Source organism: Paraburkholderia sp. BR14320 (assembly GCF_040948665.1).
Lineage (GTDB): Bacteria > Pseudomonadota > Gammaproteobacteria > Burkholderiales > Burkholderiaceae > Paraburkholderia > Paraburkholderia youngii.
The window spans coordinates 41,145-63,300 of record NZ_JBFPKG010000038.1 but is presented as its reverse complement, the minus strand read 5'-3'; the positions used below and the strand labels follow the sequence as shown (position 1 = coordinate 63,300).

Here is a 22,156-nt window from a genome sequence, read left to right as displayed (position 1 = left end):
CGGCCGGTGCCGCGGGTACCGGCTAATCTGAGCTCGGCTTATCGCCCGCCGGTTTTTTCGAGCCGCGCCAGCTTCAGAAACCGGTAGTACACCGTCTCCGCATTGAACAGCGCGATCATCAGCCCGGCGCGGCCATCCAGAAAACCGCGCCGCAGCAGATAAGTCCGTACGAACGCCCATAGGCCGCGCCCGATAGCAAGACGAATGCTGCCTTTTTGGCCGGCCTCGTAACGCTGCCGCGCGCCGGCCGTCGAATACGCGTCGAGCTTGCGCAGCACCCCCTCGAAGTCCTCGTACGAGTAGTGCATCAGCTTGCCGGTCAGGCGTTGCGCGGGCGTATCGAACACGAGGCGCTCGTGCACGAGATCGTCGGAGAAGCGCGCGGTGCCGCGTTTGAAAAGGCGCGGAATCCAGTCCGGATACCAGCCGCTGTGATGGACCCAATGGCCGCAGAAGCTCGACAGACGATCCACCGCGTAGACGTCGGCGGCGGGTGCGGCGAGCGTCGCGCGAATCGATGCGGCAAGTTCCGGCGTGACGATTTCGTCGGCGTCGAGCGACAGGATCCAGTTGGTGGTCAGTGCATCGACCGCACGGTTCTTTTGCGGGCCGAAGCCCGGCCAGTCCGTTTGTTCGATGACGCGTGCGCCGTGCGCGCGAGCGATGTCGGCGGTGCCGTCGGTGCTGCCGCCGTCGATCACGACGATCTGGTCGGCGAAGGCCACGGCCTGCAGGCATTCGGCGAGCCGCGCCGCCGCGTTCCGGGTGATGATGGCAACGCCAAGAGTGGTTTCTTGCATACCTGAGTTGCGTGGAGGACGAAGTGACGGAGCGGGTCCCGCGACCCGGCAATCGAGCAGCGAGTATACACATCCCATCCGGCCCTACACCACAGCGCGTGTCCGCCAAGGTGTTGCGCGCATGCCGTCGCGCGCCGGGCGCCGGCCGTCATCTGCAACCGATTACAATGCTCTTTTTTGATATTCCACGCGGCCGCCCAACCCTGCGCCGCGTGCTCGCCGTTCCGCATTTCCAGAGGATTCCTTGAGCGCGAAGCCAACGTTAAGCAAACCCATGGGTTCAGGCGATGCGTCGTCGCCGGCCGTCGTCCTGCGGCGCCTGTGGCCATTCATCAAGCCGCTGCTGTGGGTCGTGGTCGGCGCGATTGTCGCGATGGCGGTGAGCGCCGGCACCGACGCCGCCATTCCCGCACTGCTCAAGCCACTGCTAGACAAGGGCTTCGGCTCGCACGCGGTCGACAAGACCAAGTGGCTCGTACCGATCGCGGTGATCGGCCTCGCGCTGATTCGCGGCGTGTCGCAGTACGCATCCGGCTATCTGCTCGCGTACGTGTCGAACAAGATCCTGCTCGAACTGCGTCTGAAGATGTTCGACCGCATGATCCACACGAGCGTCGCGTTCTTCCAGCGTGAAACCGCGAGCACGGTGATCAACGCGATCGTCTTCGAGGTCAACCAGATCCTGAACGTGCTGCTGAGCGTGATGGTCACGCTCGTGCGCGACTCGCTGACGGTGATCTTCCTGCTCGGCTATCTGTTCTATCTGAACTGGCGGCTGACGTTGATCGTCGCGGTGCTGCTGCCGGGCATCGGTTGGCTGGTCGGCAAGATCAATCGCCGGCTGCGGCGCCTGAACCGCGAGCATCAGCTGCTCACCAACGAGCTGTCGTACATCGTCGAGGAGACGGTGGGCGGCTACAAGGTCGTCAAGGTGCATAACGGCGAGCAGTACGAGATGGACCGCTTCAACTCGATGAGCCGGCGCCTGCGCGGCTACGCGATGCGCATGACGGTGTCCGGCGGCCTCGCGCAGCCGTTGACGCAGTTCCTCGCGTCGATCGCGCTCGCGGTCGTGATCACGATCGCGGTGGTGCAGTCGTCGTCGGATCAGACGACGGTCGGCGGCTTCGTCGCGTTCGTCACGTCGATGCTGCTGATCATTTCGCCGCTCAAGCATCTGATGGATGTGAACCAGCCGTTGCAGCGCGGTATGACCGCGGCCGAGCTGATCTTCGGTCTGATCGACGAGCCCGCCGAGCCGAAGGGCGGCGGCAAGCCGCTCGCTCGCGCGCGCGGTGAGGTCGAGTTCCGCGACGTGTCGTTCACCTACGGCACCAGCTCCACGCACAACCGTCACACGCTCGACCAGGTGTCGTTCAAGGTCGCCCCGGGCGAGATGGTTGCGCTTGCGGGTCCGTCGGGCAGCGGCAAAACCACGCTCGTGAACCTGCTGCCGCGCTTCTTCGATCCGACCGGCGGTGCGATTCTGGTCGACGGCGTCGCGCTGCCCGAGTACGACCTGCATGCGCTGCGCAGCCAGATCGCGATGGTGAGCCAGGACGTCGTGCTGTTCAACGACACCATCGCGCACAACGTCGCGTACGGCCAGGAGGTCGATGCGGAGAAGGTCAAGGCGGCGTTGCGCGCGGCGAACCTATGGGACACCGTGCAGGCGATGCCGCAGGGTATAGAGACGCTCGTCGGCGACAACGGCATGATGCTGTCGGGCGGCCAGCGCCAGCGTCTCGCGATCGCGCGCGCGATCTACAAGGACGCGCCGATCCTGATTCTCGACGAAGCGACGTCGGCGCTCGATTCCGAGTCCGAGCGCCACGTGCAGGCGGCGCTCGAAACGCTGATGAAGGGCCGCACGACGCTCGTGATCGCGCACCGTCTGTCGACCATCGAGCGCGCCGACCGCATCCTCGTGATGGAAGCGGGGCGGATCGTCGAGCGTGGCAGCCATCGCGAGCTGCTCGAACACGACGGCTTGTACGCGCATCTGCATCGCATCCAGTTCCAGCAAAGCCCGGTTTGATCCGGCACATTGTGGCCCTAACCGCTGATTCGCCTACCCGGCCCATTGTCTGGGCCGGTGTTGTGTTCAAGTCTCAATTTATCGCGCTTTTTCGGCGCTCATCGCATGCCGGCGGGCAATCACGGTCCGCCTGGCGGAAATCGACTGCCTATGTTTGACGACGATCCGAGCAAGCCGCTCGTCTCCATCGCACTCGCGACGTACAACGGTCGCACTTATCTGCCCGAACTGTTGGCTTCGCTCGAAGCGCAGACCTGGCCGCATCTCGAAGTCGTGGTATCCGACGACGCCTCCTGCGACGGCACCCGCGACCTACTCGCGTCATATACGGGGCGCGTGCCGGTGCGGCTCGTCGGCGATGGCACCCGGGCGGGCATCGTCGGCAATTTCGAACGCGCGCTCGCCGGCTGCCGCGGCGACTACATCGCGCTCGCCGACCAGGACGACGTCTGGGCGCCCGAGAAAGTCGCCGACCTGATGCGCGAGGTGCGTCGCGCGGAAAGTGCAGGCGACGGCGCCGCGACGCCGGCGCTCGCGTTCTGCGACATCGAGCTCGTCGATTCGACGCTTTGCCGTCTGTCGCGCTCGCTGTTCGATATCACCGCGAAGTCGCGCTGCGCGACGCGCTTGCGCGATTTTCTGCTGAGCAACCATGTGCCCGGCTGCGCGATGCTCGTCAACCGCGCGGCGCTCGAACGCGCGCTGCCGTTCCCGCCCGGCATCGTGATGCACGACTGGTGGCTCGCGATGGTGGTCGCGTCGTTCGGCGAAATTCGCCACGTCGCGGCGCCGCATCTGAAGTATCGGCAGCACGACGCCAACGCGGTCGGCGCGAGCGCGACCAACCAGCGCGCGGTGCGTGATGAATGCGGCGCCGAGGCGGCACGGCGGCGCGGCGCGAGCCGACGGCGGCAGATCGAGGCCATCGCGGATCAGGTGCGGGTGTTCGCGCGCCGCTTCGGCGCAGAGCTGCCCGTCGATGCGCGTTACGACATGTATGCGTTTTCGCGTGGTGTCGCGAGCTGGCGCGGCGCGTTCGAGTTCGTGATGACCAGTCACACCGGCGAGACCTTCGTGCGCTCGGTGAAGATGCTGCGGCGCTTGCGCGCGAGTGTGCTGAGCTTCGGCGTCGAAGTAGGGAGGCCGAGTCTCGCGCGACGCTTGCGACAGCGGCGGGGCATGTCGCGCCGAGTTTCTTCGTGAGCCGCGTCGCGTCGAGTCGCAAAGCGCGGTCAGACCTTACCGTCGTCCTCAGGCCTTTCCGCCCCGCACGACCCGCTTGATCCAGATGCCCGGCGCATAAACCACCGGGCAACTCGCGTACAGAAACATCCGAATCCGAAGCCCGAGCTTCACGCCGGTGCTGCGCGTCACGAGGCCAATGCGTTCGCCGAGGCTGCCCGCTTCGAACATCGCGTGGATGAACTGCTCACGCGCGAGCTTCGGCGCCATCGCCGCGCGCATGCGTTCGCCGACACCGGCGATCTCAGCGTCGCGCTGCAGCTGCGCGAGCTCCGCGAGTCCGTAGCGATTGCTCTGCCGCATCCGCGCGATCAGCTCATCGACCGACTGATAACGGCGCTTGCGCGAGACTCCGCCGCGCCGGTAGCGCACCAGCGGCTCGCGCAGGCTGATCGCGCCGCCCGACAGGATCGCGCGCAGCACCATGATCTGATCCTCGGCGGCGGCGCCCGGCAGCATCGGCCCGAAGCGCTCGATCAGGCGTCGCGACCAGGTATGCGCGGCGCCGATCAGCCATGGACGCGCGACGAGCCAGTCGTCGAAGCTGCGATAGCGGTCGAGCTCGGTCGGGCTCACGCGCTCGTGCACGTGACCTGTTTCGTCCATGTCGGCCAGGTCGGTGGCGATCAGGTCGGGGCGGCGTCCATGCGTGAGCCAGCAGTCGACGACGCGCTCGCAGCGCTCGGGCGCGGACATGTCGTCGCCGGCCGCGACGAACAGCAACTCGCCTTGCGCCAACTGCGCGAGTTGCGACAGGTGCGCGCTGATGCCCTGGTTTACAGTATTGCGCCGCGCGATCACGCGATGCGGCCCGCTGTAGCCGGCGATTGCCGCTTCGATAGCGGCGTAGGTCGCGTCGCTGGACGCGTCGTCGGAGACGATGATTTCGAGCGGCTCGTAGGTTTGCGCGAGCGCGCTGCGCACGGCGTCGCCGATCTGCTCTGCCTGGTTGTAGGCGACCACGAGCATCGAGACGAGGGGGCGGTCGGTGTCGGCCGTTGCAGGAGTTGCGAGGTGCGGCAGGCTATCTGTCATGGAGTCGGTGAGAAGGCGATTGGCCTAGATTCTAGCCGCTGACGGCCGCGCCGCGCGACGCACCGCAATCCCGAATACCGCGAGCTGAACCCGGCGAAACCCATCCTTTACAATTGCCACTGCCCCGAAACTGCGCACCCACGGCCTCGTCCGCGCGTGCGCCTCACCGAGACCGATCCTTGTCAGAGCCGACCCTCGACCCGAACCACCGGCCCCTCACCGATATCGCGCTGACCGCGCAGGCGCTGAAGAACAGCGGCGGCGCGGAGCGCTACACGCGCGACGTGATCGCCGGCCTGCATCGGCTCGGTCTGCGCCCGACGCTGTTCGCGCGCGAGATCGACCGCGCGCTTCCCGAGGCCGCGTGGATCGATGCGCAGCCGCTCAACGTGCGCTGGGCGCCGCGCAAGCTGCGCAACCTCGCGTTCGACTGGCGTCTTAAGCAGCGTTTGAAGCGGCACCGTCCGGCGTGCGTGTTCTCGATCAATCACTCGACGCATGCCGACGTCGCGTTGTGCGGCGGCACGCATCCGGGCTCGCTCGAAGCCGCGGGCCGCACCGCGCGCCGCAGCGACGAATGGCAGATCGAGCTCGAGCGGCGCGTCTATACGCGGGCGCGTGCGATCGTCGCGCATTCGCAACTGATGAGCCGCGAGTTGCAGCGTTTCTATCACGTGCCGGCTCAGCGCATCGACGTGCTCTATCCGCCCGTCGACACCGCGCGCTTCAAGCCGCTCGACGCCGCCGCGCGCGCGGCCGTGCGCCGCCAGCTCGGCGTGCCCGACGATCGCGTGATGTTCGTGTTCTCGTCGACGAGCCACGAGCGCAAGGGCTATCCGTTGCTCGAAGCGTTTTTCTCGCGCACGACGCTGCCGGTCTGCCTCGTCGTCGCGGGCCGCCCGGTGCCGAAAACCGGCGACACAATCCGTTACGCGGGTTACAGCAAGGAGATCGAGAAGCTGTTCGCGGCCGCCGATTTCACGGTCGTCGCGTCGGCGTACGAGCCGTTCGGGCTCGTCGGTGTCGAGTCGGTGATGTGCGGCACGCCGCTCGTGATCGCCGAGAACGTCGGCTCGGCGGAGACCGTGACCGGCGCCGCGAAGATCGAGTTTTCGCGGCAGTCCGACGGCAGTTTCGAGCGCGCGATCGGGCAGGCGGTCGAACGCGTGAAGAGCGGCGCTGCGCGCATCGCGGTACCGCGCGACAGCCTCGTGTACGACCCGAGCGTCGACGCGCATGTCGCGGCGCTTTACGAGGTGTTCACGCGAGGATGACGGCGGCGCTCCGCGCTCGGGTCGGCGCTTCTCGTCAAAACAGAATCAGTCGCGCGGCTGCGTCTCGCGCACGAGCGCGGCGGGTGTGGGCGCGGTCGGCGCTTCGCTGCGCAACTCGCGCTTGCGTGCATCGATCATCGCCAGCAGCGTCGCCACCAGCAGCGCGAGCAGTACCGTCACCATGACCGGCACCAGCACGTCGATCGTGAGCCCGAAGATCACCGTGCTCGATGCGACCGCGAGACCCGAATACGACGCCGCGCGAATCGCCGGGTCGCTCGCATGCCGGTGTCGCCAGAAATACACCGTCATGCCGTAGTAGAACAGCAGCAGACAGACCACGCCGACCGCGCCCATCTCGGCCAGTGTCGAGAAGAAGTCGCTATGCGCGCGTTCGTTGACGATCTCGGCCTTCACCTCGCCGCGCTTGGCCATCGCGCCGAGTTCGTTGACCAGATGGCCCTTGCCGACGCCCCACACCGGATGCCGCTCGACGATCATCCGCGACGCGTTCCACAGTTGCAGGCGCAGACCGGTGGCCGTGTAGTCTTCGCCCTTGTGCATCATCGATACATCGTTCGGCACTTCGGCGAAGCGCTTCTGAACCCGTTCGGTCGACAACAGGCCGCCCGCGCCGATCGCAATCACGAGCGTCGCGACCAGCAGGCGCTTTTTCCGCGTGAACCAGTGGTACTGCATGCCGAGCAGCATGACGAACACCGGCACCGCAAGCCAGCCGCCGCGCGAGCCCGACAGAAACGACGCATAGCCGCCCGACACGAGCGCGAGCACGCGTGGCACGAGCACGCGCCAGTCGCGCGGATTATCCCAGCCGAGCGTGAATACCGACAGGAACGCGAGCAGCAGCGCGGTATCGCCGAACGGAATCGCGTTCGTGTACGAGTTGTTCAGGCGGTTCCCATCGGTCCAGCCGCCGGGCGGCTGATTGATGATCGCCCATGCGCCGACCGCGAGCGCGCCGGCCGCACAGCCCCAGCCGATCATGCGCAGATTGCGCGACGGCAACTGGCGCAGCAGCAGGAACACCAGCAGCGCGAACACGAAGCGCGCGACCGAGTCGAGTTCGCGTGGCATCCAGTAGCCGAGCACCAGCTGCTGCGCGCCGATCCCGACGACGAACGCGAGCATGCCGATCGTGAACCAGCGATAGGTGCGCAACGCGGAGAAATAGCCCGGCATGCGCCGGTTGACGATGGCCGCGCCGAGCGCGAGCGCGACGAGTGCGAAAAAGCAGTAGCCGGTGCCGCCGCGCCACATGAGATTGACCGCGGGCGCGAGAAACAGCAGCGCCGACGTGAGCCAGACGAGACTGGAAGCAAAAATCATAGGTCTACGTTATCGATGAGCACACTACCGTTCCGGTGGTGAAATTGCAGGGGACGCCGGACCATTTGAGGTTTTTCAAGACGGCAGAGCGATCCGGATTATAACCATGCGCTTCCTTGCGGAATGCTTGCCGCCGCACGCGCTAAGGTTCCGTCGGCCCGCGGTATGCGGCGCGGCGGCGGGCGGCGCCTGTCGTGCGTGCGGGCGGGGGGCGGTACAATCGCGCGACATTCATGGCCGGCGTGCGGCGCGTGCCGCGCCCCGCGCCCAGCTCAACGGACCGACTCGATGTTCTCAATCATCATCCCGACCTGGAACAACCTGCCTTATCTGCGCCTCGTGATCAAAAGCCTGCGCCGTCATTCGACGTATCCGCACCAGATCATCGTGCACGTGAACGACGGCTCGGACGGCACGCTCGCGTGGGTGCGCGACGAGGGCATCGAGCACACGGCGTCCCCAGGCAATATCGGCATCTGCCACGCGGTCAATATCGCGGCGGCGCGCGCGACGCAGGACTACATCGTCTACATGAACGACGACATGTACTGCTGTCCCGGCTGGGATGAAGCGCTCGTCAAGCGTCTCGCGCAGATGCCGGCGGACGGGCTGTTCATGCTGTCGGGCACGATGATCGAGCCGGTCGATTCGGGCAATCCATGCGTGGTCGTGCGCGACTTCGGCCGCGATGCGCAGGTGTTTCGCGCCGACGAGCTGGTCGCTGCCGCGCCCAGCCTCGTGCGTGCCGACTGGCGTGGCGCGACGTGGCCGCCGACGCTCGTGCATCGCGACTGGTGGTTCAAGCTGGGCGGCTACAGCAGCGAGCTGAGCCCCGGCATGAGCAGCGACAACGATTTCTCGATGAAGCTGTGGGACGCGGGCTGCCGCGTGTTCGTCGGCGTCGGCGACAGTCTCGTCTATCACTTCCAGCAGAAGAGCACCGGCAAGATCGTGAAGAACGACGGGCGCCGCCAGTTTCTCAACAAGTGGGGAATGACGCAGGCGACGTTCGACCGCTATTACCTGCGCCGCGGCACCGCCATCGACGGCGCGCTCGCGGTCAGCGAGCCGGAGCGCACCGGCCGGCTGCGTCGTGCGCTGCTGAAGTCGCGCATCAAGCGCGCGTTGGGCTGACGGGCGTCGAACCGCAAAGCAGCGGATGCTCGACGTACGACGCCTGTCAAACGCCGCCTGTCACGAGCGGCAGCACCGTCAGGTCCGGATGCGTGCCGTCGATAATGCTGCGCCCCACGTGCACCGCTTCGTATAGCGCGTCGTCGAGGCTCGCGAAGCTCTCTTCACCGTCCGCGTGAAACGGCACCGCATGGCCGGGAAGCTGAGGATTGGCGCCCGGATGGCAGACGTAGCCGAGATACGTGTAGCGGCTCTTATGCGCGGCCGAATCGGCGGCGTGCGCCGGGTCGGGCGGGTCCTTCTCGACGGGCGACACGTGTATCTCGAAGCCCTCGTATTGCACCGTCTGCCAACTTGCGGTTTGGTCGGCCATGACCGCCTCCGTCTGGGTCTGTCCTGTCCAAAAGTCTAGGTGATTTGCCGCCAAAACGCGCGGGGCGCGCGGCTACGGCCAAACCGTGACGGCTTGGACTACGGTTTGATCGCGCCGAGCTGCTTCAGCACCGTCAGATTGTCCTCGAGGTGCCAGTTTTCGACGATCCGGCCATCCTGCACGCGATACAGATCGAACGCCTGGAAGTCGACGGCCTGGCCGTTGCCCTTCCGGTTCTGAAACTCGCCCGTGAAGTGGCCACGAAAGTGCAGATGCACCGACGCGCGGTCGCCGGCGACGACGAGATCGTCGATGTCCGCGTGCAGGTCGGGCACCGCCGCGCGGAATCCCTTCGACGCTTCCAGCGGACCGTTCGGGCCCTGCGGGCGGCCGTCCGGCAGCGTCCGGTCGATGAACTCGGGCGACAGCGCGAGCCGCGCATACGCTTCGTCGCCCGTGTTCCAGAACCCGGCGTAGCGGCGCGCAGCGAGCACGACTGCGGCGCCTTGCGGGGAAGTGCTGTCGACGGCCAGATGGTGCGGCGTGGGCAGCGTGGCGTCGTTGGCGCTTGGCGCGGAATCCGCAGCCTGTGCGCCGAGCGCACCGGCAACGCTGACGGCGACGAGAGCCTGACGGGCAAGACGGGAAATCGTAGCGTTGCTCATGATGCGCTCCTTGGAAGTGAGTTGATGAAACGCAGTTTGCTGGCATCGGTCGCGTTTGATAATTGGCCTGTCGATGGAAGGATTCTCATTTTTTAATTGAAAATACCTCACCTCCATGTTCGCGTCTGCCAGAACGCCCCGGCTGGTTCCCGTCGGATAAAATGCTGCGCTTTGCCTAAATCCGACTTCGCTCATGTGGTTCAAAAACCTTCAGCTGCACCGTCTGCCCGCTCCGTGGTCCGTCACCCCTGAACAGATGCAGAAGTGGCTCGCGCCGTACGCGTTCGCGCCCGGCCAGAGCGTCGAGATGCAGGCCCAGGGCTGGGCGCCGCCGCGCGACGGCGACTCGCTCGTCTACGCAATGAACGGTCAGATGCTGCTGACGTTCCGGGCCGAGAAGAAGCTGCTGCCCGCGTCGGTGGTCACCCAGATCACGCGCGAGCGCGCGGCCGAGCTCGAGGAGCAGCAGGGCTTCAAGCCGGGCCGCAAGCAGATGCGCGACCTGAAGGAGCAGGTCACCGACGAGTTGCGCCCGCGCGCGTTCAGCATCCGCCGCGATACGCGCGTGTGGATCGATTGCACGAATGGCTGGCTCGTGATCGACGCGGCGTCGCAGGCGCTCGCCGACGATGTGCGCGGTCTGCTCGTCAAGTCGATCGACCAGTTGCCGCTGATGACGGTGCGCGTCGCGCAGTCGCCGGTCGCGGCGATGACCGGCTGGCTGCTCGACGGCGACGCGCCGGCGGGTTTCACGCTCGATCAGGACACCGAGCTGCGTTCGCCCGCCGAAGGCAACGCGACGGTCCGCTATGTCGGACACGCGCTCGACGCCGAAGACATGCGCCGCCACATCGAGGCGGGCAAGCAATGCATGCGGCTGGCGATGACGTGGAACGATCGCGTGTCGTTCGTGCTGACGCCGTCGCTGACGATCAAGCGCATCGCGCCGCTCGACGTGCTCAAGGAAGCGAGCGACCCGACCGCGCAGAACGACGACGAACGCTTCGATTCCGACGTCGCGCTGATGACGGCCGAACTCGACCGCATGCTGCGCGATCTGATCGATGCGCTCGGCGGCGAGCAGGGCGAGCAAGGGTTCGCGTTGCCGCAGGCCGTGGCGGCTTGAGCGTCAGACTCTCGCGCTGTCGAGCGCTTCGACGAGAGTCCAGTAAGGCGTGATCGAGCGCAGATGGATCGGGTAGATCCGCTGCAGCAGCGCGAGCGTCGCGTCGCTATCGGTGAGCTGATAAATGCCCGACACGCGCAGATCGGCGACGTCGTCGGTACAGCGCAATACGCCGGCGCGATAGCGCGCGAGTTCATCGACGAGGTCCGCGATACGCGTGTCGTTCGCGTAGAGCAGGCCACGTGTCCACATCGCCTCGCGTGGGTCGAGCGTGAGCGGTGCCGCGATGCCGTCGCGCGTGAACCTGCAACATTGGCCCTGCGTCAGCATCAGCGCCGCGGTTGCTGTCGGCGTCACCAGCGCGTCGCCGCGAAACGCGGCCACGCGCGTGAAACCATCCCGTTGCTGCACACTGAACTGCGCGCCACGCGCTTCGACGACGCCTTCGGCCGTCTGCACGAGGAGAGGCGGATGAGTCGTCCGCGTGCCCGTGGCGCCGCGGACATCGCTCACGGGCCGCACCATGATTTCCCCTTCAAGCAGATGAATGCGCCGAACGTTCGCTTTGAACGCAACGTCGATCGCGCTCGCGCTGGCCAGCGTGATCTGGGAGCCGTCCGCGAGCAGTAGGTCGTGCAGTTCGCCGGTCGCGGTGCGGAAGTCGGCGGTCCAAGTGCGCCACGGCGGGCGGCTCGCGACCCAGCCAGCGGACGTGGCGATTGCGAGCCACGACAGCGCCTTCAGCGCGCGTCGCCGTCCCGTCGAAATGCCGGCAACCCCCGCGTCTTCGCGTAGCGCGGTGCCGGCTTCGCGCCGCAATTCATGATTGGCTCGTCTTTCCGTATTCGACTCGCGAAGCATTTTGATTAAATGTGCTTCATTCTGAACGCAATTGACAGATGTGATTTATCAATTCAATTTTGAAAATCACATTTGACAATTTATGTCTATTGAATTGACCATTTTCGATTGAATGTGAACCTGAGTTCACATTGGAATTGCGCGCGCGCACTCGGTAATTTCAGGTCTGGTAGACACATTGTCACCGATACAAAAAAACTACGCTATGCATGTGGCTTTACTTTCTCATGAATGTTTCGCGTGAAATACGGCTAATTGCGCCGCAAGCGAACGTAGCCTTTTCGTCATGAATTACAGTGTGCCGGGCTTAGCTGACTGGTGTGTGAAGCCGGCTGAAACTATTCGCTGGGTCACGCGGATCGTCGCCGTCCAGCGCGCGGGCGCGCTCCCGGTTGCGTTTCAACCTGTCACGCATCATGGCTTCCGTTCGACCATGAACCCCGGTAAAACTCCGTGCGCTGCCGCACCTTCGATGCAGACGAAAAAACGACAGCCGTATCAAAGGCTTGCGGCTTTTTCCGGGAAGTTATGCACAGATTTGCCAACAAAATCTGTGGGTAACTTGGCGCGTGTGTCGTCGTGGGTCGAAGCGCTGTCAGTCTTCGAGCGCCCACGCGCGCTTGCGCCGCAGCAGCGCCGAGCCGATCGATACCGCGGCGCCGATGCCGCCCATCGTCAGCGACAGCGCGACGATCAGTGGGCCCGTTTGCGTACGAGCGGAGAACACGCCGACCAGCAGGCCAGCGAGCGGCTGCGTCAGATTGTTCAGCAAAATCGCGACGCCGATCGTCTTGCCGTAGTCCTCGGGCGGAATGATCTGCAAACGCGCGCTGCGAATGTAGACGTTGAACATCTTGTCGAAGCCGACGATCAGCAGAAAGCCCAACGCATAGCCCCACGGCGATGCGCTCGCGCCCGCGATCACGCCGCCCGCGCAGATCGTCACGAACGCGACGAGACCGAGCACGCGCGCGGGCCAGCCGGCGCGCGCCACCGTCAGCAGCACCAGCACCGTGGCGACCGCGCCGGCCGTTTGCAAAGCTGCGTAGTAGCGATTGGATTGCGCATGCAAGCCCGTCACCATCGCCGCCGATGTCGCGAGCGTGACGCCGATCACGAGGTTCTCCGCGGCCGCGAGCATGATGACCTTTTTCAAACCCGGAAGCGTCCACACGTGATTGAGCGCGATGCGCAGCGGCGTGCCCCAGTGAGCGGCAGGCGCGAGCGATTGAGCGGACCCGGGCGAGGGCGCGCGAAAACCGCTCAGTCGCTGCCAGACGAACAGCGCCGCGTCGGCAAACAGAAACAGCACGCCGGTCGCGGCGACCACCCATTCCCAACGCCACACACCGAGCAGCAGCGCGGCGAGCATCGGCCCGAGCACGAAGCCGAGCTGATCGGCCAGTTGCGAATACGCGAGCACCTTCTGGATCTGTTGCGTGCTGAAGATCTGCGGCAGCATCACCTCGCGCGCGACGAGCCCCTGGCTCGTCAGCACACCGCACGCGGCCGACAGCGCGATCAGCCAGCCGATGCCGCCGAACAGCGCATACGCGGCGATACCGCCGAAGCACGCGAGCGCGCGCACTGCCTGGCTCAGTCGCATCAGACGTAGCGGTGGGAAGCGGTCGCACAGCGCGCCAAAGAATGGGAACACGAGGTAGCGCGGCAGCGTTTCGATAAAGAACGCGAGGCCGGACCACGAGACCTGGCGCGTCGTTTGATAGACGACGAGCGGCACCAGAAAGAGCAGGATCTGATCGGCGAGACGCGCGATGAACAGCGAGCAGAAGAACGCCTGATGGTTGACGCGCACCGTGGATGTCTCGCCGTGTTGGGGTCGAGACCGATCCTATCAAAAGATCGCGCAAGCGGGGGAAGGCGGCGCGCTCGCTGCTGACGCCGTCCTACTCGCCGCGATACGCCTGTTCCAGCGGCGCGATATCGAGCTTGACCATCTTCATCATCTGCGCCATCACGCGGCTTGCCTTTGCGCGATCCGGATCGCGCAGCATCCGCAGCAGAACGTTGGGTGTGATCTGCCACGACACGCCGAAGCGGTCCCGCAGCCAGCCGCACGCCACCGGCTCGCCGCCGTCGAGCAGCTTCGACCAGTAGTGGTCGCTTTCTTCCTGCGAGTCGCAGTGAACCATCAGCGAGATGGCCGGCGTGAATTTATATTGCGGGCCACCGTTCAGCACCATGAACTCCTGGCCTTCGATTTCGAATGTGATGGCGACGACCTCGCCTGCCGGTCCAGGGCCGGCGTCCGTGGAGTGCAGCGTAGTGGCGATGCGCGAGGCCGGAAACACCGACGTGTAGAACTCCGCGGCTTCTTCCGCATTGCCGTCGAACCACAGGCACGGCGCGATTTTCTGCATGACGTTGCTCCTTCGGGACGGGTGTCGGTGGGGCCGGGCGTGCGTTCGCCCGACGCCCACCTTCAGCTCACTTCTTCTCTTGCGACGAACAATCCATCTCGGCCATCGCCTTCTGGATTTCCTCGGTGCTCAGGTCGCGCTTGTGCGTCGCGAGCGACCAGCTGTGGCCGAACGGGTCTTTGACCTGGCCGTAGCGGTCGCCCCAGAACATATCGGTGACGGGCATCGTGACGGTCGCGCCGGCGTCGACCGCCTGTTTGAAACTCGCGTCGACGTCCGGTACGTAGTGATGAATCGTGACCGGCGTGCCCTTCAGCGTGTTCGGGCCGAAGGTTTGGTGCTCGGGCCATTCGTCGGTCAGCATCAGCATCGAGTCGCCGATTTTCAGGGTCGCGTGCATCACCTTGCCGTCGGGGCCCGGCAGACGGACCTGTTCGACGGCGTTGAAGGCTTTCGTGTAGAACGCGATCGCTTCGGCGGCGTTCTTGCAGATCAGGTACGGCGTGAGCGAGTGCATCCCTTCCGGGATCGGTTTGACTGCGGCGCTGGACATGACGGTGACTCCTTGAAGTAACGGTTCCTCAGTGGAAAGACCGGCTGCGTGAGCTGGGTCTTCAACGTTACGACGAGTTTGTGACCGTTGGATCGACACTCCGGGAAAAATATTTTTGGGCCCGGGCGAGGGCGACCCGCCCTCGCGATTTACCCCGCCGGATTCTCCTCGTCCGCTGGTGGCGCGGACGTGGGCGCCGCGCTGCCGGCCGGTGCGCCGAGGATGCTGATCTGGAAGGTCCGCGTCGCGGCGAGCGACTGCAGCGTCGCGTCCTCGGGGATGCGCTCGTCGAGCGGCAGGATTACCGAGCCGCCGATCACCGCGCGCCGGCTGTTGTCGGCCGGACGCAGGCCCCATACGTCCTGATAGACGACGGGGACCGTGGCGTCGTTGCGCGTCGTGTTGCCGAGGTACAGCATCACGTGGCCGCCGATGTAGATCAGCGTGCGCAGCGGCACGCCATGCCGCGCCAGATAGTCGAGCCGCTCGGCGGGCGTCGAGTCCGACAGATCGACCATGCGGCCGGCGCTCATCTGCGTCGACGAATGGCGCGGCAGCCACACGCCGAACGCGGCGAAGATGCTTTGCAGTTCCGACGAACAGTCGTTGTACAGGCCGCTATTGCCCCAGCCGTACGGCCGGCCGATCAGCGCCTTTAACAGCATCGCGAGATGGCGCGGCGTCGCGGCGAGCGGCATCGGCGTGATCTGCGTGGCGTCGAGCGACGCGGTGCGGATCAGCGCGCGGCCGTCGACGTCGCGCGCGGGAACGAGGAACTGAAGCGTGCCCGCGTTGGTGCTGCTCGCCGCCGGCGATGCCGAGGCGCCCGTCAGCAGAGGCAGCATCGTCCCGGCCGGCGCGTTGAAGCGGAACACGCCGCGGCTGTCGTTGACCGCCGCCGATGCGACGATCACCGCCCCCAGCGACTTGCCGGCCGCCGCGCGCCATTGATCGATGAAACGATCGTCGGCGAACGCGACGCCGTCGCTGCGCACCCAGCCCTGCACGTCAGGCGTCTGCACGTAATGCCATGCACCGTCGACGCTGCTGCCGAGCACATAGAGAGGCGTACCGGGCCGGACCGCCGAGATCTGCAGGTTGTCGAACGGATAGCCTTCGCCGGCCAGGTGACGGTCATAGAACGACGGATCGGTGGTCGGCAGCTCGCGCACCATCAGGTTGCCGGTCGCGATCGCGCGCCGCTCGGGCTGATACGCCGGCGCTTGCGTGAACTGCGCGACGTTGATGTTGCGCGCGATCGCCTCGATCCACGCCTTGTCGTGCGGCCGGAAGTTTTCGCCGTAACCGATGACGCTGCCATGCTTGCCGGTGTTGTCGAACTTGTCGATGCGGCGCTGTTGCAGTGCGGCAATGTCCTCGCCCTGCTCGCGAAACACGCGTGCGGTCACCCAGGCGGGATTCCATGGCGACGGCGCGTTCTCGCCTGTGCCGAAGTAGCGTGCGAACAGCGCGTCGAAATGTGCGCGCTGCTCGGCAGCGCTGAGAAACGGCCGGTCGAAGTCGGGGCTGTTCGGTTCGAGCCAGTGATCGACGTTCTGGTCGTAATTGGCGAGTGGAAACAGCGTGACGTTGTCGACGAACGCTTGCGTGCGATGCGGCGGTGCTGGCGTGCCGCACGCGACGAGCATCGTGACGGCGGCGCATACCATGGCGGTGCGGCAGGCACGACGGGAGAGAACGGCGACTGACATAAAGATTCGGCGTATGAGGTGCAAGGCCACGATGATACGGTGTCGGCGATATCCGCGGCGCATCGGATGTTCGGGGCGGCGCGCGCGGCATCCGCTACACTCGCTTTGTCCGTCCACTGGCGCGTTGCCACGCGCTTCAATCGACAGGGAGCACGCTATGAAAACCAGCGCACGCAATCAGTTCAGCGGCGAAATCACCGACGTCACGCACGGCGCCGTCAACGACGAAGTCACGCTGCGCACGTCGGACGGTCTCGAGATCGTCGCGATCATCACGCACGGCAGCGCGAAGTCGCTCGGGCTCGCGGCGGGCAAGCAGGCGTTTGCGCTCGTGAAGGCATCGTCGGTGATAGTGATGGTCGATGTCGCGAAGCATCAGGTGTCGGCGCGCAACTGTATCGAAGGGACCGTCGCGGCCGTGACGAAGGGCGCGGTCAATTCGGAAGTGACGATCGGTGCAGGCGGCGCACAGATCGCGGCGATCATCACGAACGACAGTGTCGAGCGTCTTGGTCTCGCGAGCGGCAAGACGGCGACGGCGATTTTCAAGGCGTCGAGCGTGATTATCGGGGTCGATCAGTAGCAGGCCCGGGCCTCTGGGACGGGTACTCAGCGAGTTCTCACTGATCCCGGCAGCGCGCGAACGATGATGCCGTCCCATCCAAAAACGATCCTGTGAGCGTCCATTCGGAAAACCGCAAAACAATTGTCGCTATCTACGACAACGGTTGTAGCGGGCAATCCGGTTTCATTCGCGCGAAGCCCGAACTGATTCTTCAACGCCGAAAGCGTGTCGATTCGTTTGACGGTAAAACCTTTGTTCGGCTTGCAGGTTTCACTGTCGAAGCTCATGGAGTGCGGCGTAATTGCGATCGTCATGCCGAGAATCCGTTTTGCTTCGGGGATGCCACCAGAAATATCGGCGTAGTCAACTACATCGGTCACGACCCAATTGCCGACGAAATCATTCATTGTCGCGTGCGGTGTTTGTGCCGCGCGCACGCTTACCGAGGCGGTCAGTGCGAGAGCCACATATGCAAAAAACTTGTGGCCTGTCATTGTGCGGACTGCCGGAAGGGCGCGGATTCTCGTTGGCGGCGGCTCGTTAGTCCCCGACTTCTCTTCTCAGGACCGATCTTTCGGCCATTGCGATCGCGCGGGGCAATCATCACATTGAGCATCATTTTTTCTGCAACGGCTGTTATGTCTCCGGTATTTGCGGGACCTAGCGCGTCGCGTCTGTTCTGGCGTGACGAGTTAAAAGCAAAAGACACGGCAGCGCCGAACTGTGCCCGAGTCAATTCGTACTGCGTTACCACGGCTTTAACTGCTGCCTAGAGTGGGTAATATAATAAAATATAACTCGCAAAAATCAGTTTGAATTAAAATAATGCGAAATAAGTTATTTATTATATTAAGATAGAACGTAAAAAGGGCAAATTGAGAACTGAAGGGGCGCGACCGTAGACGAGAGCCGCGCGTCACCGCGGTCGACATCCGCGCGCGGGGATTGCGCTTGCTTTAAACTTTGCCGTTTACCATCCCGCTCTGATCACGGACACCGTCATGTTCGAAGTTTCCTCCACCTCGCATCTGCCGAAAGCCGCGCAATATGAAGAACTGGTTGCGCAGGCGCGCGCGCTCCTGGCCGGCGAAACGGACTGGATCGCCAACGCCGCGAACTTTGCGTCGTTCGTCTTTCATTCGTTGAGCGATCTGAACTGGGCCGGCTTTTACTTTCACGACGGCCGCGAACTGGTGGTCGGCCCGTTCCAGGGCAAGCCCGCGTGCGTACGCATTGCACTCGGCAAGGGCGTCTGCGGTACGGCCGCGCAAACCCGTCAGACCCAGGTCGTGCGCGACGTGCACGAGTTTCCCGGTCATATCGCGTGCGATTCGGCGTCTCAATCGGAAATCGTCGTGCCGCTGGTCGCGCCCGACGGCACGCTGATCGGCGTGTGGGATGTCGATAGCCCAGTCGTCGCGCGCTTCGACGAGGAGGACGCGAAGGGCATGGAAGCGTTGTGCGCGGTGTTCATCGAGGCAGCGCTGCCTCGCGGCGTGTAGTTTGCGAATCGCGCCGAGCGCGACGCGCAGCACTGAAGCGCACTGTTCATTTCAATCTTTGAGATGCACGAGCGCATCTCCGTGACGCCGTCGAGATCGACGTGCGGTTAGCAAGCCGCGTACCGCATCTTGCGACGGATGGACAGGAACGCGTCGTGCTTGCTCTGCATCGGTATCGATCAAGCGAATCACGCCGACGATGAACGACTCCCTCTACCGTTTCTTTCATCTTCAGCCGTCACTGCTCGTCACGCTGACACACGACGTCGTTCATATCGCGATTGCCGTGCTGATCCTCGTGGTCGGCTGGTGGTTGTCGAACCGCGTCGGTGCGATGATCGCGAAGGCGCTCGCACGCACGCACGCGGACCCGACCATCGCGCCGATGCTCGCCGCGATGGGGACGTGGGCAGTGCGCGTGCTCGCCTTCATCGCGGCGCTCGGCGAAGTCGGCATCGCGACCGCGAGCGTATTGGCCGTGCTAGGCGCGGCTGGCCTCGCGATCGGCCTCGCGCTGCAAGGTACGTTGCAGAACATCGCGGCCGGCATGATGCTGCTGTTGCTGCGACCGTTTCGCGTCGGCGACGTGATCGAAGGCAGCGGCGCCGCGGCTGGCATCGTGCGCGAGGTGGGCCTCTTCACGACGCGGATCGAGCGCGGCGACGGCAACATCGTGTTCGTGCCGAATAGCCAGATCTGGAGCAATCCGGTGATCAACTACAGTTGTGGCGGCACGCAGCGCATCGAGGTCGATGTGGAACTCGCGCAGCGCAAGGACGTGGATGCGGCGATCGGGCAACTGCAGAAACTCGTGAACGACGAGCCGCGTGTGCTGAGCGGTTCGACGCTTGCGCCGGTGGTTTCGGTTGCGGATTATCCGGCCGATGGCGGCGCGACGTTAAGGATCGCTGCGTGGGTCAGGTCGCCGGATGCGTCGTTGGCTGGCGGTGATCTGCATGACCGGGCGCAGGCCGTGTTGGAGCAGGCGGGATGTGAGGTGGCGGCTTAGGCCTGGAGATGTTCGGGATTAGGGTTTCGCGGCATGGCATACGGCCTCGACGCGATTGCCGGCCGGGTCGATCAGAAATGCCGCGTAGTAGCCGGAGTGATAGTGGGGCCTCGCGCCAGGTTGGCCGTCGGATTTGCCGCCACTCGAGAGTCCCGCTTTGAAGAATGCATCGACGTGCGCGCGGGACGGGGCTTTGAAGCACCAGTGACGTTTGTTTTCCGTTATTTCATTTGGATCGAGATACACGGCCAGATAGGTCGATGAGGTGTCGTCGATCGTGCAACGCTCGCCGTAGCCTAACGCGGTGGGGCGGTCGAACACTTTACTCGCGCCGAGAGCTGTCATGATGGCGTCGTAGAAAGGGCGGGCTGCGTCGATGTCGGGAACGCCGATCGATACGTGATCGAGAAGCTGCATCAGATGTCTCCCTCTGGAAGTTGCGCTGAGTTTATACGTTCGACTCGTTGCAACAGGCATTTCCGCACTCAACCGCCAAGGTGTTCTTCCAAAACCGGCGGGCTGGCTCATGCCGAATCTGTCTGGACTCCAGGGCGCTTCGACGCGCGCATGGCGACGCTTTATTGGTTCCGCGTGATCGACCAGCGAACAAGAACGTCATCGATTGTTTTCGGTTCTATCGCGCTGTCTCCAGCCTTCTGCTACGTATACCCGCGACGCACGCCAGCTAGCGCAGCTCACCGGCTTCATGCGAAATGTACGCGGCCGCGGGTCTGCGAGTGGTCCTGCGCCGGAGCAGTTGATCCGTGCGCTACAGTCCGCCGTCGAAAGCGGCGATGTGATCGCAGTCGTGTCAAAGCGGCAAGCTTCGGGTGCAGGCGGCGCTCCTGGCGAACAGGAAATCCGGCCGTACTGCCCACCTCGATCCGAATGACCATCGATATGACAACAAAATCAAGAAGGTGATCCAGGCACTGCGCCCAGACCACCTTTCGATTCTCTCCGGCGGTGGTGACAATGACGAGCCGCCCGACGCGATGGGCGGCACAGTCGAGATTGATTCTTTGCGCGGTATTAATGATCCGGCCTGATCCGGGGCCAATACCTACATCAGCACAATATCGTACTGCTCCTGACTCAAATTCGACTCCACCTGCAACGACACCGGCTTGCCGATGAAATCGATCAGCATCGCCAGATGCTGCGATTCTTCCTCGAGAAACAGATCGATCACCTGCTGCGAAGCGACCACGCGAAACTCGCGCGGATTGAACTGCCGTGACTCGCGCAAAATCTCGCGCAACACGTCATAACACACCGTGCGCGCGGTCTTCACTTGCCCCTTGCCCTGGCAAACCGGGCACGGTTCGCACAGCACATGCGCGAGCGACTCACGCGTACGCTTGCGTGTCATCTCGACGAGCCCGAGCTGCGAGAAGCCGTTGACGGTCACCCGCGTGCGATCGCGCGACAACGCCTTCTTCAATTCTCCTAGCACCTGATCGCGATGCTCGACGTTTTCCATATCGATGAAATCGATGATGATCACGCCGCCGAGGTTGCGCAGCCGCAGTTGCCGCGCGATCGTATGCGCGGCCTCGAGGTTGGTCTTGAAGATCGTGTCGTCGAAGTTGCGCGCGCCGACGTAACCGCCGGTGTTCACATCGATCGTCGTCATCGCCTCGGTCTGGTCGATCACGAGGTAGCCGCCCGACTTCAGGTCCACGCGACGCGACAGCGCGCGCTGAATCTCGGCCTCGATGTTGTACAGATCGAATAGCGGCCGCTCGCCGGTGTAGTGGTGCAGCTTCGACGATACCGCCGGCGTGAACTCGGTCGCGAAATCGGCGAGCATCTGATGCGTCTCGCGTGAATCGACCTGAATGCGCGACGTTTCATCGTTGACGAAATCGCGCAGCACGCGCTGCGCGAGATTCAGATCCTGGTAGAGCAGGCTGGTGGGCGGCATGCGCTGCGCCTGCGACAGAATCGTCGCCCACGTCTTGCGCAGATACGCGACGTCGGCGGCGAGTTCTTCGCTCGTCGCATCCTCGGCGATCGTGCGCACGATGTAGCCGCCTTTCTCGTCGGCGGGCAGCACGGCGGTCAGGCGCGCGCGCACGGCCTCGCGCTCGGCTTCGCTTTCGATCTTCTGCGAAATGCCGATGTGCGGTTCCTGCGGCAGATAAACGAGCGTGCGCCCGGCGATGCTCACTTGCGTGGACAGCCGCGCGCCCTTCGTGCCGATCGGGTCCTTGACGACCTGCACCATCAGCGTCTGACCTTCGAAGACGATCTTTTCGATCGGCTGATGCGGTGCCTGGTGTTGTGCTTCGCCGGCGATGCGCGGATGCCAGATGTCGGCGACGTGAAGGAACGCGGCGCGTTCGAGGCCGATGTCGATGAACGCCGATTGCATGCCCGGCAGCACGCGCACGACCTTGCCGAGATAGACATTGCCGACGCGCCCGCGCGACAGCGTTCGTTCGACATGAAGTTCCTGGACGGCGCCCTGTTGAACGAGCGCGACGCGCGTTTCCTGCGGCGTGACATTGATCAGGATTTCTTCATTCATGGTGTT

22 protein-coding genes are annotated in these 22,156 nt (G+C 64.3%); 9 read left to right on the top strand and 13 right to left on the bottom strand.

Going from position 1 to position 22,156, the window contains the following annotated elements:
- Positions 1–38: 38 nt before the first annotated feature.
- Positions 39–800, bottom strand: a complete 762-nt coding sequence (locus AB3X89_RS28245) for a glycosyltransferase family 2 protein (protein WP_368586224.1) — start codon at positions 798–800, stop codon at positions 39–41.
- A 244-nt stretch (positions 801–1,044) separates the two neighbouring features.
- Here AB3X89_RS28245 and msbA point away from each other — a divergent pair, with 244 nt between their 5' ends.
- The gene (gene msbA / locus AB3X89_RS28240; RefSeq protein ID WP_368586223.1) at positions 1,045–2,838 is read left to right on the top strand and encodes a lipid A export permease/ATP-binding protein MsbA; all 1,794 of its coding nucleotides are present in this window, start codon (positions 1,045–1,047) and stop codon (positions 2,836–2,838) included.
- Between the two features lie 150 nt (positions 2,839–2,988).
- Entirely contained in the window at positions 2,989–4,041 is a 1,053-nt protein-coding gene (locus AB3X89_RS28235) for a glycosyltransferase family 2 protein (RefSeq protein WP_368586222.1), read from the top strand.
- A gap of 48 nt (positions 4,042–4,089) precedes the next feature.
- Here AB3X89_RS28235 and AB3X89_RS28230 read toward each other — a convergent pair whose 3' ends face one another.
- Positions 4,090–5,115 (bottom strand): glycosyltransferase family 2 protein, encoded by a 1,026-nt coding sequence (locus AB3X89_RS28230; protein ID WP_368586221.1) that lies wholly within the window; start codon positions 5,113–5,115, stop codon positions 4,090–4,092.
- Between the two features lie 179 nt (positions 5,116–5,294).
- On the opposite strand from AB3X89_RS28230, the gene AB3X89_RS28225 reads away from it, so the two are divergent.
- The gene (locus tag AB3X89_RS28225; protein ID WP_368586220.1) at positions 5,295–6,389 is read left to right on the top strand and encodes a glycosyltransferase family 4 protein; all 1,095 of its coding nucleotides are present in this window, start codon (positions 5,295–5,297) and stop codon (positions 6,387–6,389) included.
- Positions 6,390–6,434: 45 nt separating this feature from the next.
- On the opposite strand, the gene AB3X89_RS28220 is transcribed toward AB3X89_RS28225, so the two are convergent.
- Positions 6,435–7,736, bottom strand: a complete 1,302-nt coding sequence (locus AB3X89_RS28220; protein ID WP_368586219.1) for an O-antigen ligase family protein — start codon at positions 7,734–7,736, stop codon at positions 6,435–6,437.
- Between the two features lie 288 nt (positions 7,737–8,024).
- Here AB3X89_RS28220 and AB3X89_RS28215 point away from each other — a divergent pair, with 288 nt between their 5' ends.
- The gene (locus AB3X89_RS28215; RefSeq protein WP_368586218.1) at positions 8,025–8,870 is read left to right on the top strand and encodes a glycosyltransferase family 2 protein; all 846 of its coding nucleotides are present in this window, start codon (positions 8,025–8,027) and stop codon (positions 8,868–8,870) included.
- A 46-nt stretch (positions 8,871–8,916) separates the two neighbouring features.
- On the opposite strand, the gene AB3X89_RS28210 is transcribed toward AB3X89_RS28215, so the two are convergent.
- Entirely contained in the window at positions 8,917–9,243 is a 327-nt protein-coding gene (locus AB3X89_RS28210; RefSeq protein ID WP_368586217.1) for a hypothetical protein, read from the bottom strand.
- A 98-nt stretch (positions 9,244–9,341) separates the two neighbouring features.
- Positions 9,342–9,908 carry an ester cyclase gene (locus AB3X89_RS28205; RefSeq protein ID WP_368586216.1) on the bottom strand — a complete coding sequence of 189 codons (567 nt, stop codon included), beginning with the start codon at positions 9,906–9,908 and terminating at the stop codon, positions 9,342–9,344.
- 193 nt (positions 9,909–10,101) lie between these two features.
- Here AB3X89_RS28205 and AB3X89_RS28200 point away from each other — a divergent pair, with 193 nt between their 5' ends.
- Positions 10,102–11,034, top strand: coding sequence for a recombination-associated protein RdgC (locus AB3X89_RS28200; RefSeq protein ID WP_176366918.1), 933 nt, complete (start codon positions 10,102–10,104; stop codon positions 11,032–11,034).
- A 3-nt stretch (positions 11,035–11,037) separates the two neighbouring features.
- Here AB3X89_RS28200 and AB3X89_RS28195 read toward each other — a convergent pair whose 3' ends face one another.
- The 5 genes from AB3X89_RS28195 to AB3X89_RS28175 form a co-directional block, all read right to left on the bottom strand.
- The gene (locus AB3X89_RS28195) at positions 11,038–11,895 is read right to left on the bottom strand and encodes a FecR family protein (protein WP_368586215.1); all 858 of its coding nucleotides are present in this window, start codon (positions 11,893–11,895) and stop codon (positions 11,038–11,040) included.
- A 595-nt stretch (positions 11,896–12,490) separates the two neighbouring features.
- On the bottom strand, positions 12,491–13,711 hold the full coding sequence (locus tag AB3X89_RS28190; protein WP_368586214.1) for an MFS transporter: 1,221 nt from the start codon (positions 13,709–13,711) through the stop codon (positions 12,491–12,493).
- A gap of 91 nt (positions 13,712–13,802) precedes the next feature.
- Positions 13,803–14,276 carry a VOC family protein gene (locus tag AB3X89_RS28185; RefSeq protein ID WP_368586213.1) on the bottom strand — a complete coding sequence of 158 codons (474 nt, stop codon included), beginning with the start codon at positions 14,274–14,276 and terminating at the stop codon, positions 13,803–13,805.
- A 67-nt stretch (positions 14,277–14,343) separates the two neighbouring features.
- On the bottom strand, positions 14,344–14,829 hold the full coding sequence (locus tag AB3X89_RS28180; RefSeq protein WP_368586212.1) for a VOC family protein: 486 nt from the start codon (positions 14,827–14,829) through the stop codon (positions 14,344–14,346).
- Between the two features lie 149 nt (positions 14,830–14,978).
- Positions 14,979–16,541 carry an SH3 domain-containing protein gene (locus AB3X89_RS28175; RefSeq protein WP_368586211.1) on the bottom strand — a complete coding sequence of 521 codons (1,563 nt, stop codon included), beginning with the start codon at positions 16,539–16,541 and terminating at the stop codon, positions 14,979–14,981.
- Between the two features lie 157 nt (positions 16,542–16,698).
- Here AB3X89_RS28175 and AB3X89_RS28170 point away from each other — a divergent pair, with 157 nt between their 5' ends.
- The gene (locus tag AB3X89_RS28170; protein ID WP_368586210.1) at positions 16,699–17,124 is read left to right on the top strand and encodes a molybdopterin-binding protein; all 426 of its coding nucleotides are present in this window, start codon (positions 16,699–16,701) and stop codon (positions 17,122–17,124) included.
- A gap of 26 nt (positions 17,125–17,150) precedes the next feature.
- On the opposite strand, the gene AB3X89_RS28165 is transcribed toward AB3X89_RS28170, so the two are convergent.
- Positions 17,151–17,600, bottom strand: coding sequence for a hypothetical protein (locus AB3X89_RS28165; RefSeq protein ID WP_368586209.1), 450 nt, complete (start codon positions 17,598–17,600; stop codon positions 17,151–17,153).
- A 507-nt stretch (positions 17,601–18,107) separates the two neighbouring features.
- On the opposite strand from AB3X89_RS28165, the gene AB3X89_RS28160 reads away from it, so the two are divergent.
- Entirely contained in the window at positions 18,108–18,608 is a 501-nt protein-coding gene (locus tag AB3X89_RS28160) for a GAF domain-containing protein (protein WP_368586208.1), read from the top strand.
- 199 nt (positions 18,609–18,807) lie between these two features.
- The gene (locus AB3X89_RS28155; RefSeq protein ID WP_368586207.1) at positions 18,808–19,617 is read left to right on the top strand and encodes a mechanosensitive ion channel family protein; all 810 of its coding nucleotides are present in this window, start codon (positions 18,808–18,810) and stop codon (positions 19,615–19,617) included.
- Positions 19,618–19,635: 18 nt separating this feature from the next.
- On the opposite strand, the gene AB3X89_RS28150 is transcribed toward AB3X89_RS28155, so the two are convergent.
- A complete protein-coding gene (locus tag AB3X89_RS28150; RefSeq protein ID WP_368586206.1) occupies positions 19,636–20,034 on the bottom strand; it encodes a VOC family protein in 399 nt (132 codons plus the stop codon).
- A gap of 413 nt (positions 20,035–20,447) precedes the next feature.
- Between AB3X89_RS28150 and AB3X89_RS28145 the strand changes: the two genes are divergently transcribed.
- Complete coding sequence (locus AB3X89_RS28145; protein WP_368586205.1) at positions 20,448–20,666, top strand: hypothetical protein; 219 nt, start codon at positions 20,448–20,450, stop codon at positions 20,664–20,666.
- Between the two features lie 14 nt (positions 20,667–20,680).
- Here the strand turns inward: AB3X89_RS28145 and rng are convergent, their stop codons facing one another.
- Positions 20,681–22,150 (bottom strand): ribonuclease G, encoded by a 1,470-nt coding sequence (rng, locus tag AB3X89_RS28140; RefSeq protein ID WP_368586204.1) that lies wholly within the window; start codon positions 22,148–22,150, stop codon positions 20,681–20,683.
- Between the last annotated feature and the right edge of the window lie 6 nt (positions 22,151–22,156).

What these genes read in the sequence shown, in the direction of transcription:
- AB3X89_RS28245 (WP_368586224.1), bottom strand. Translation starts at nt 800, where the DNA reads ATGCAAGAAACCACTCTTGGCGTTGCCATCATCACCCGGAACGCGGCG.
- AB3X89_RS28235 (WP_368586222.1), top strand. Translation starts at nt 2,989, where the DNA reads ATGTTTGACGACGATCCGAGCAAGCCGCTCGTCTCCATCGCACTCGCG.
- AB3X89_RS28230 (WP_368586221.1), bottom strand. Translation starts at nt 5,115, where the DNA reads ATGACAGATAGCCTGCCGCACCTCGCAACTCCTGCAACGGCCGACACC.
- AB3X89_RS28220 (WP_368586219.1), bottom strand. Translation starts at nt 7,736, where the DNA reads ATGATTTTTGCTTCCAGTCTCGTCTGGCTCACGTCGGCGCTGCTGTTT.
- AB3X89_RS28215 (WP_368586218.1), top strand. Translation starts at nt 8,025, where the DNA reads ATGTTCTCAATCATCATCCCGACCTGGAACAACCTGCCTTATCTGCGC.
- AB3X89_RS28210 (WP_368586217.1), bottom strand. Translation starts at nt 9,243, where the DNA reads ATGGCCGACCAAACCGCAAGTTGGCAGACGGTGCAATACGAGGGCTTC.
- AB3X89_RS28205 (WP_368586216.1), bottom strand. Translation starts at nt 9,908, where the DNA reads ATGAGCAACGCTACGATTTCCCGTCTTGCCCGTCAGGCTCTCGTCGCC.
- AB3X89_RS28200 (WP_176366918.1), top strand. Translation starts at nt 10,102, where the DNA reads ATGTGGTTCAAAAACCTTCAGCTGCACCGTCTGCCCGCTCCGTGGTCC.
- AB3X89_RS28195 (WP_368586215.1), bottom strand. Translation starts at nt 11,895, where the DNA reads ATGCTTCGCGAGTCGAATACGGAAAGACGAGCCAATCATGAATTGCGG.
- AB3X89_RS28185 (WP_368586213.1), bottom strand. Translation starts at nt 14,276, where the DNA reads ATGCAGAAAATCGCGCCGTGCCTGTGGTTCGACGGCAATGCGGAAGAA.
- AB3X89_RS28180 (WP_368586212.1), bottom strand. Translation starts at nt 14,829, where the DNA reads ATGTCCAGCGCCGCAGTCAAACCGATCCCGGAAGGGATGCACTCGCTC.
- AB3X89_RS28175 (WP_368586211.1), bottom strand. Translation starts at nt 16,541, where the DNA reads ATGTCAGTCGCCGTTCTCTCCCGTCGTGCCTGCCGCACCGCCATGGTA.
- AB3X89_RS28170 (WP_368586210.1), top strand. Translation starts at nt 16,699, where the DNA reads ATGAAAACCAGCGCACGCAATCAGTTCAGCGGCGAAATCACCGACGTC.
- AB3X89_RS28165 (WP_368586209.1), bottom strand. Translation starts at nt 17,600, where the DNA reads ATGACAGGCCACAAGTTTTTTGCATATGTGGCTCTCGCACTGACCGCC.
- AB3X89_RS28160 (WP_368586208.1), top strand. Translation starts at nt 18,108, where the DNA reads ATGTTCGAAGTTTCCTCCACCTCGCATCTGCCGAAAGCCGCGCAATAT.
- AB3X89_RS28155 (WP_368586207.1), top strand. Translation starts at nt 18,808, where the DNA reads ATGAACGACTCCCTCTACCGTTTCTTTCATCTTCAGCCGTCACTGCTC.
- AB3X89_RS28150 (WP_368586206.1), bottom strand. Translation starts at nt 20,034, where the DNA reads ATGCAGCTTCTCGATCACGTATCGATCGGCGTTCCCGACATCGACGCA.
- rng (WP_368586204.1), bottom strand. Translation starts at nt 22,150, where the DNA reads ATGAATGAAGAAATCCTGATCAATGTCACGCCGCAGGAAACGCGCGTC.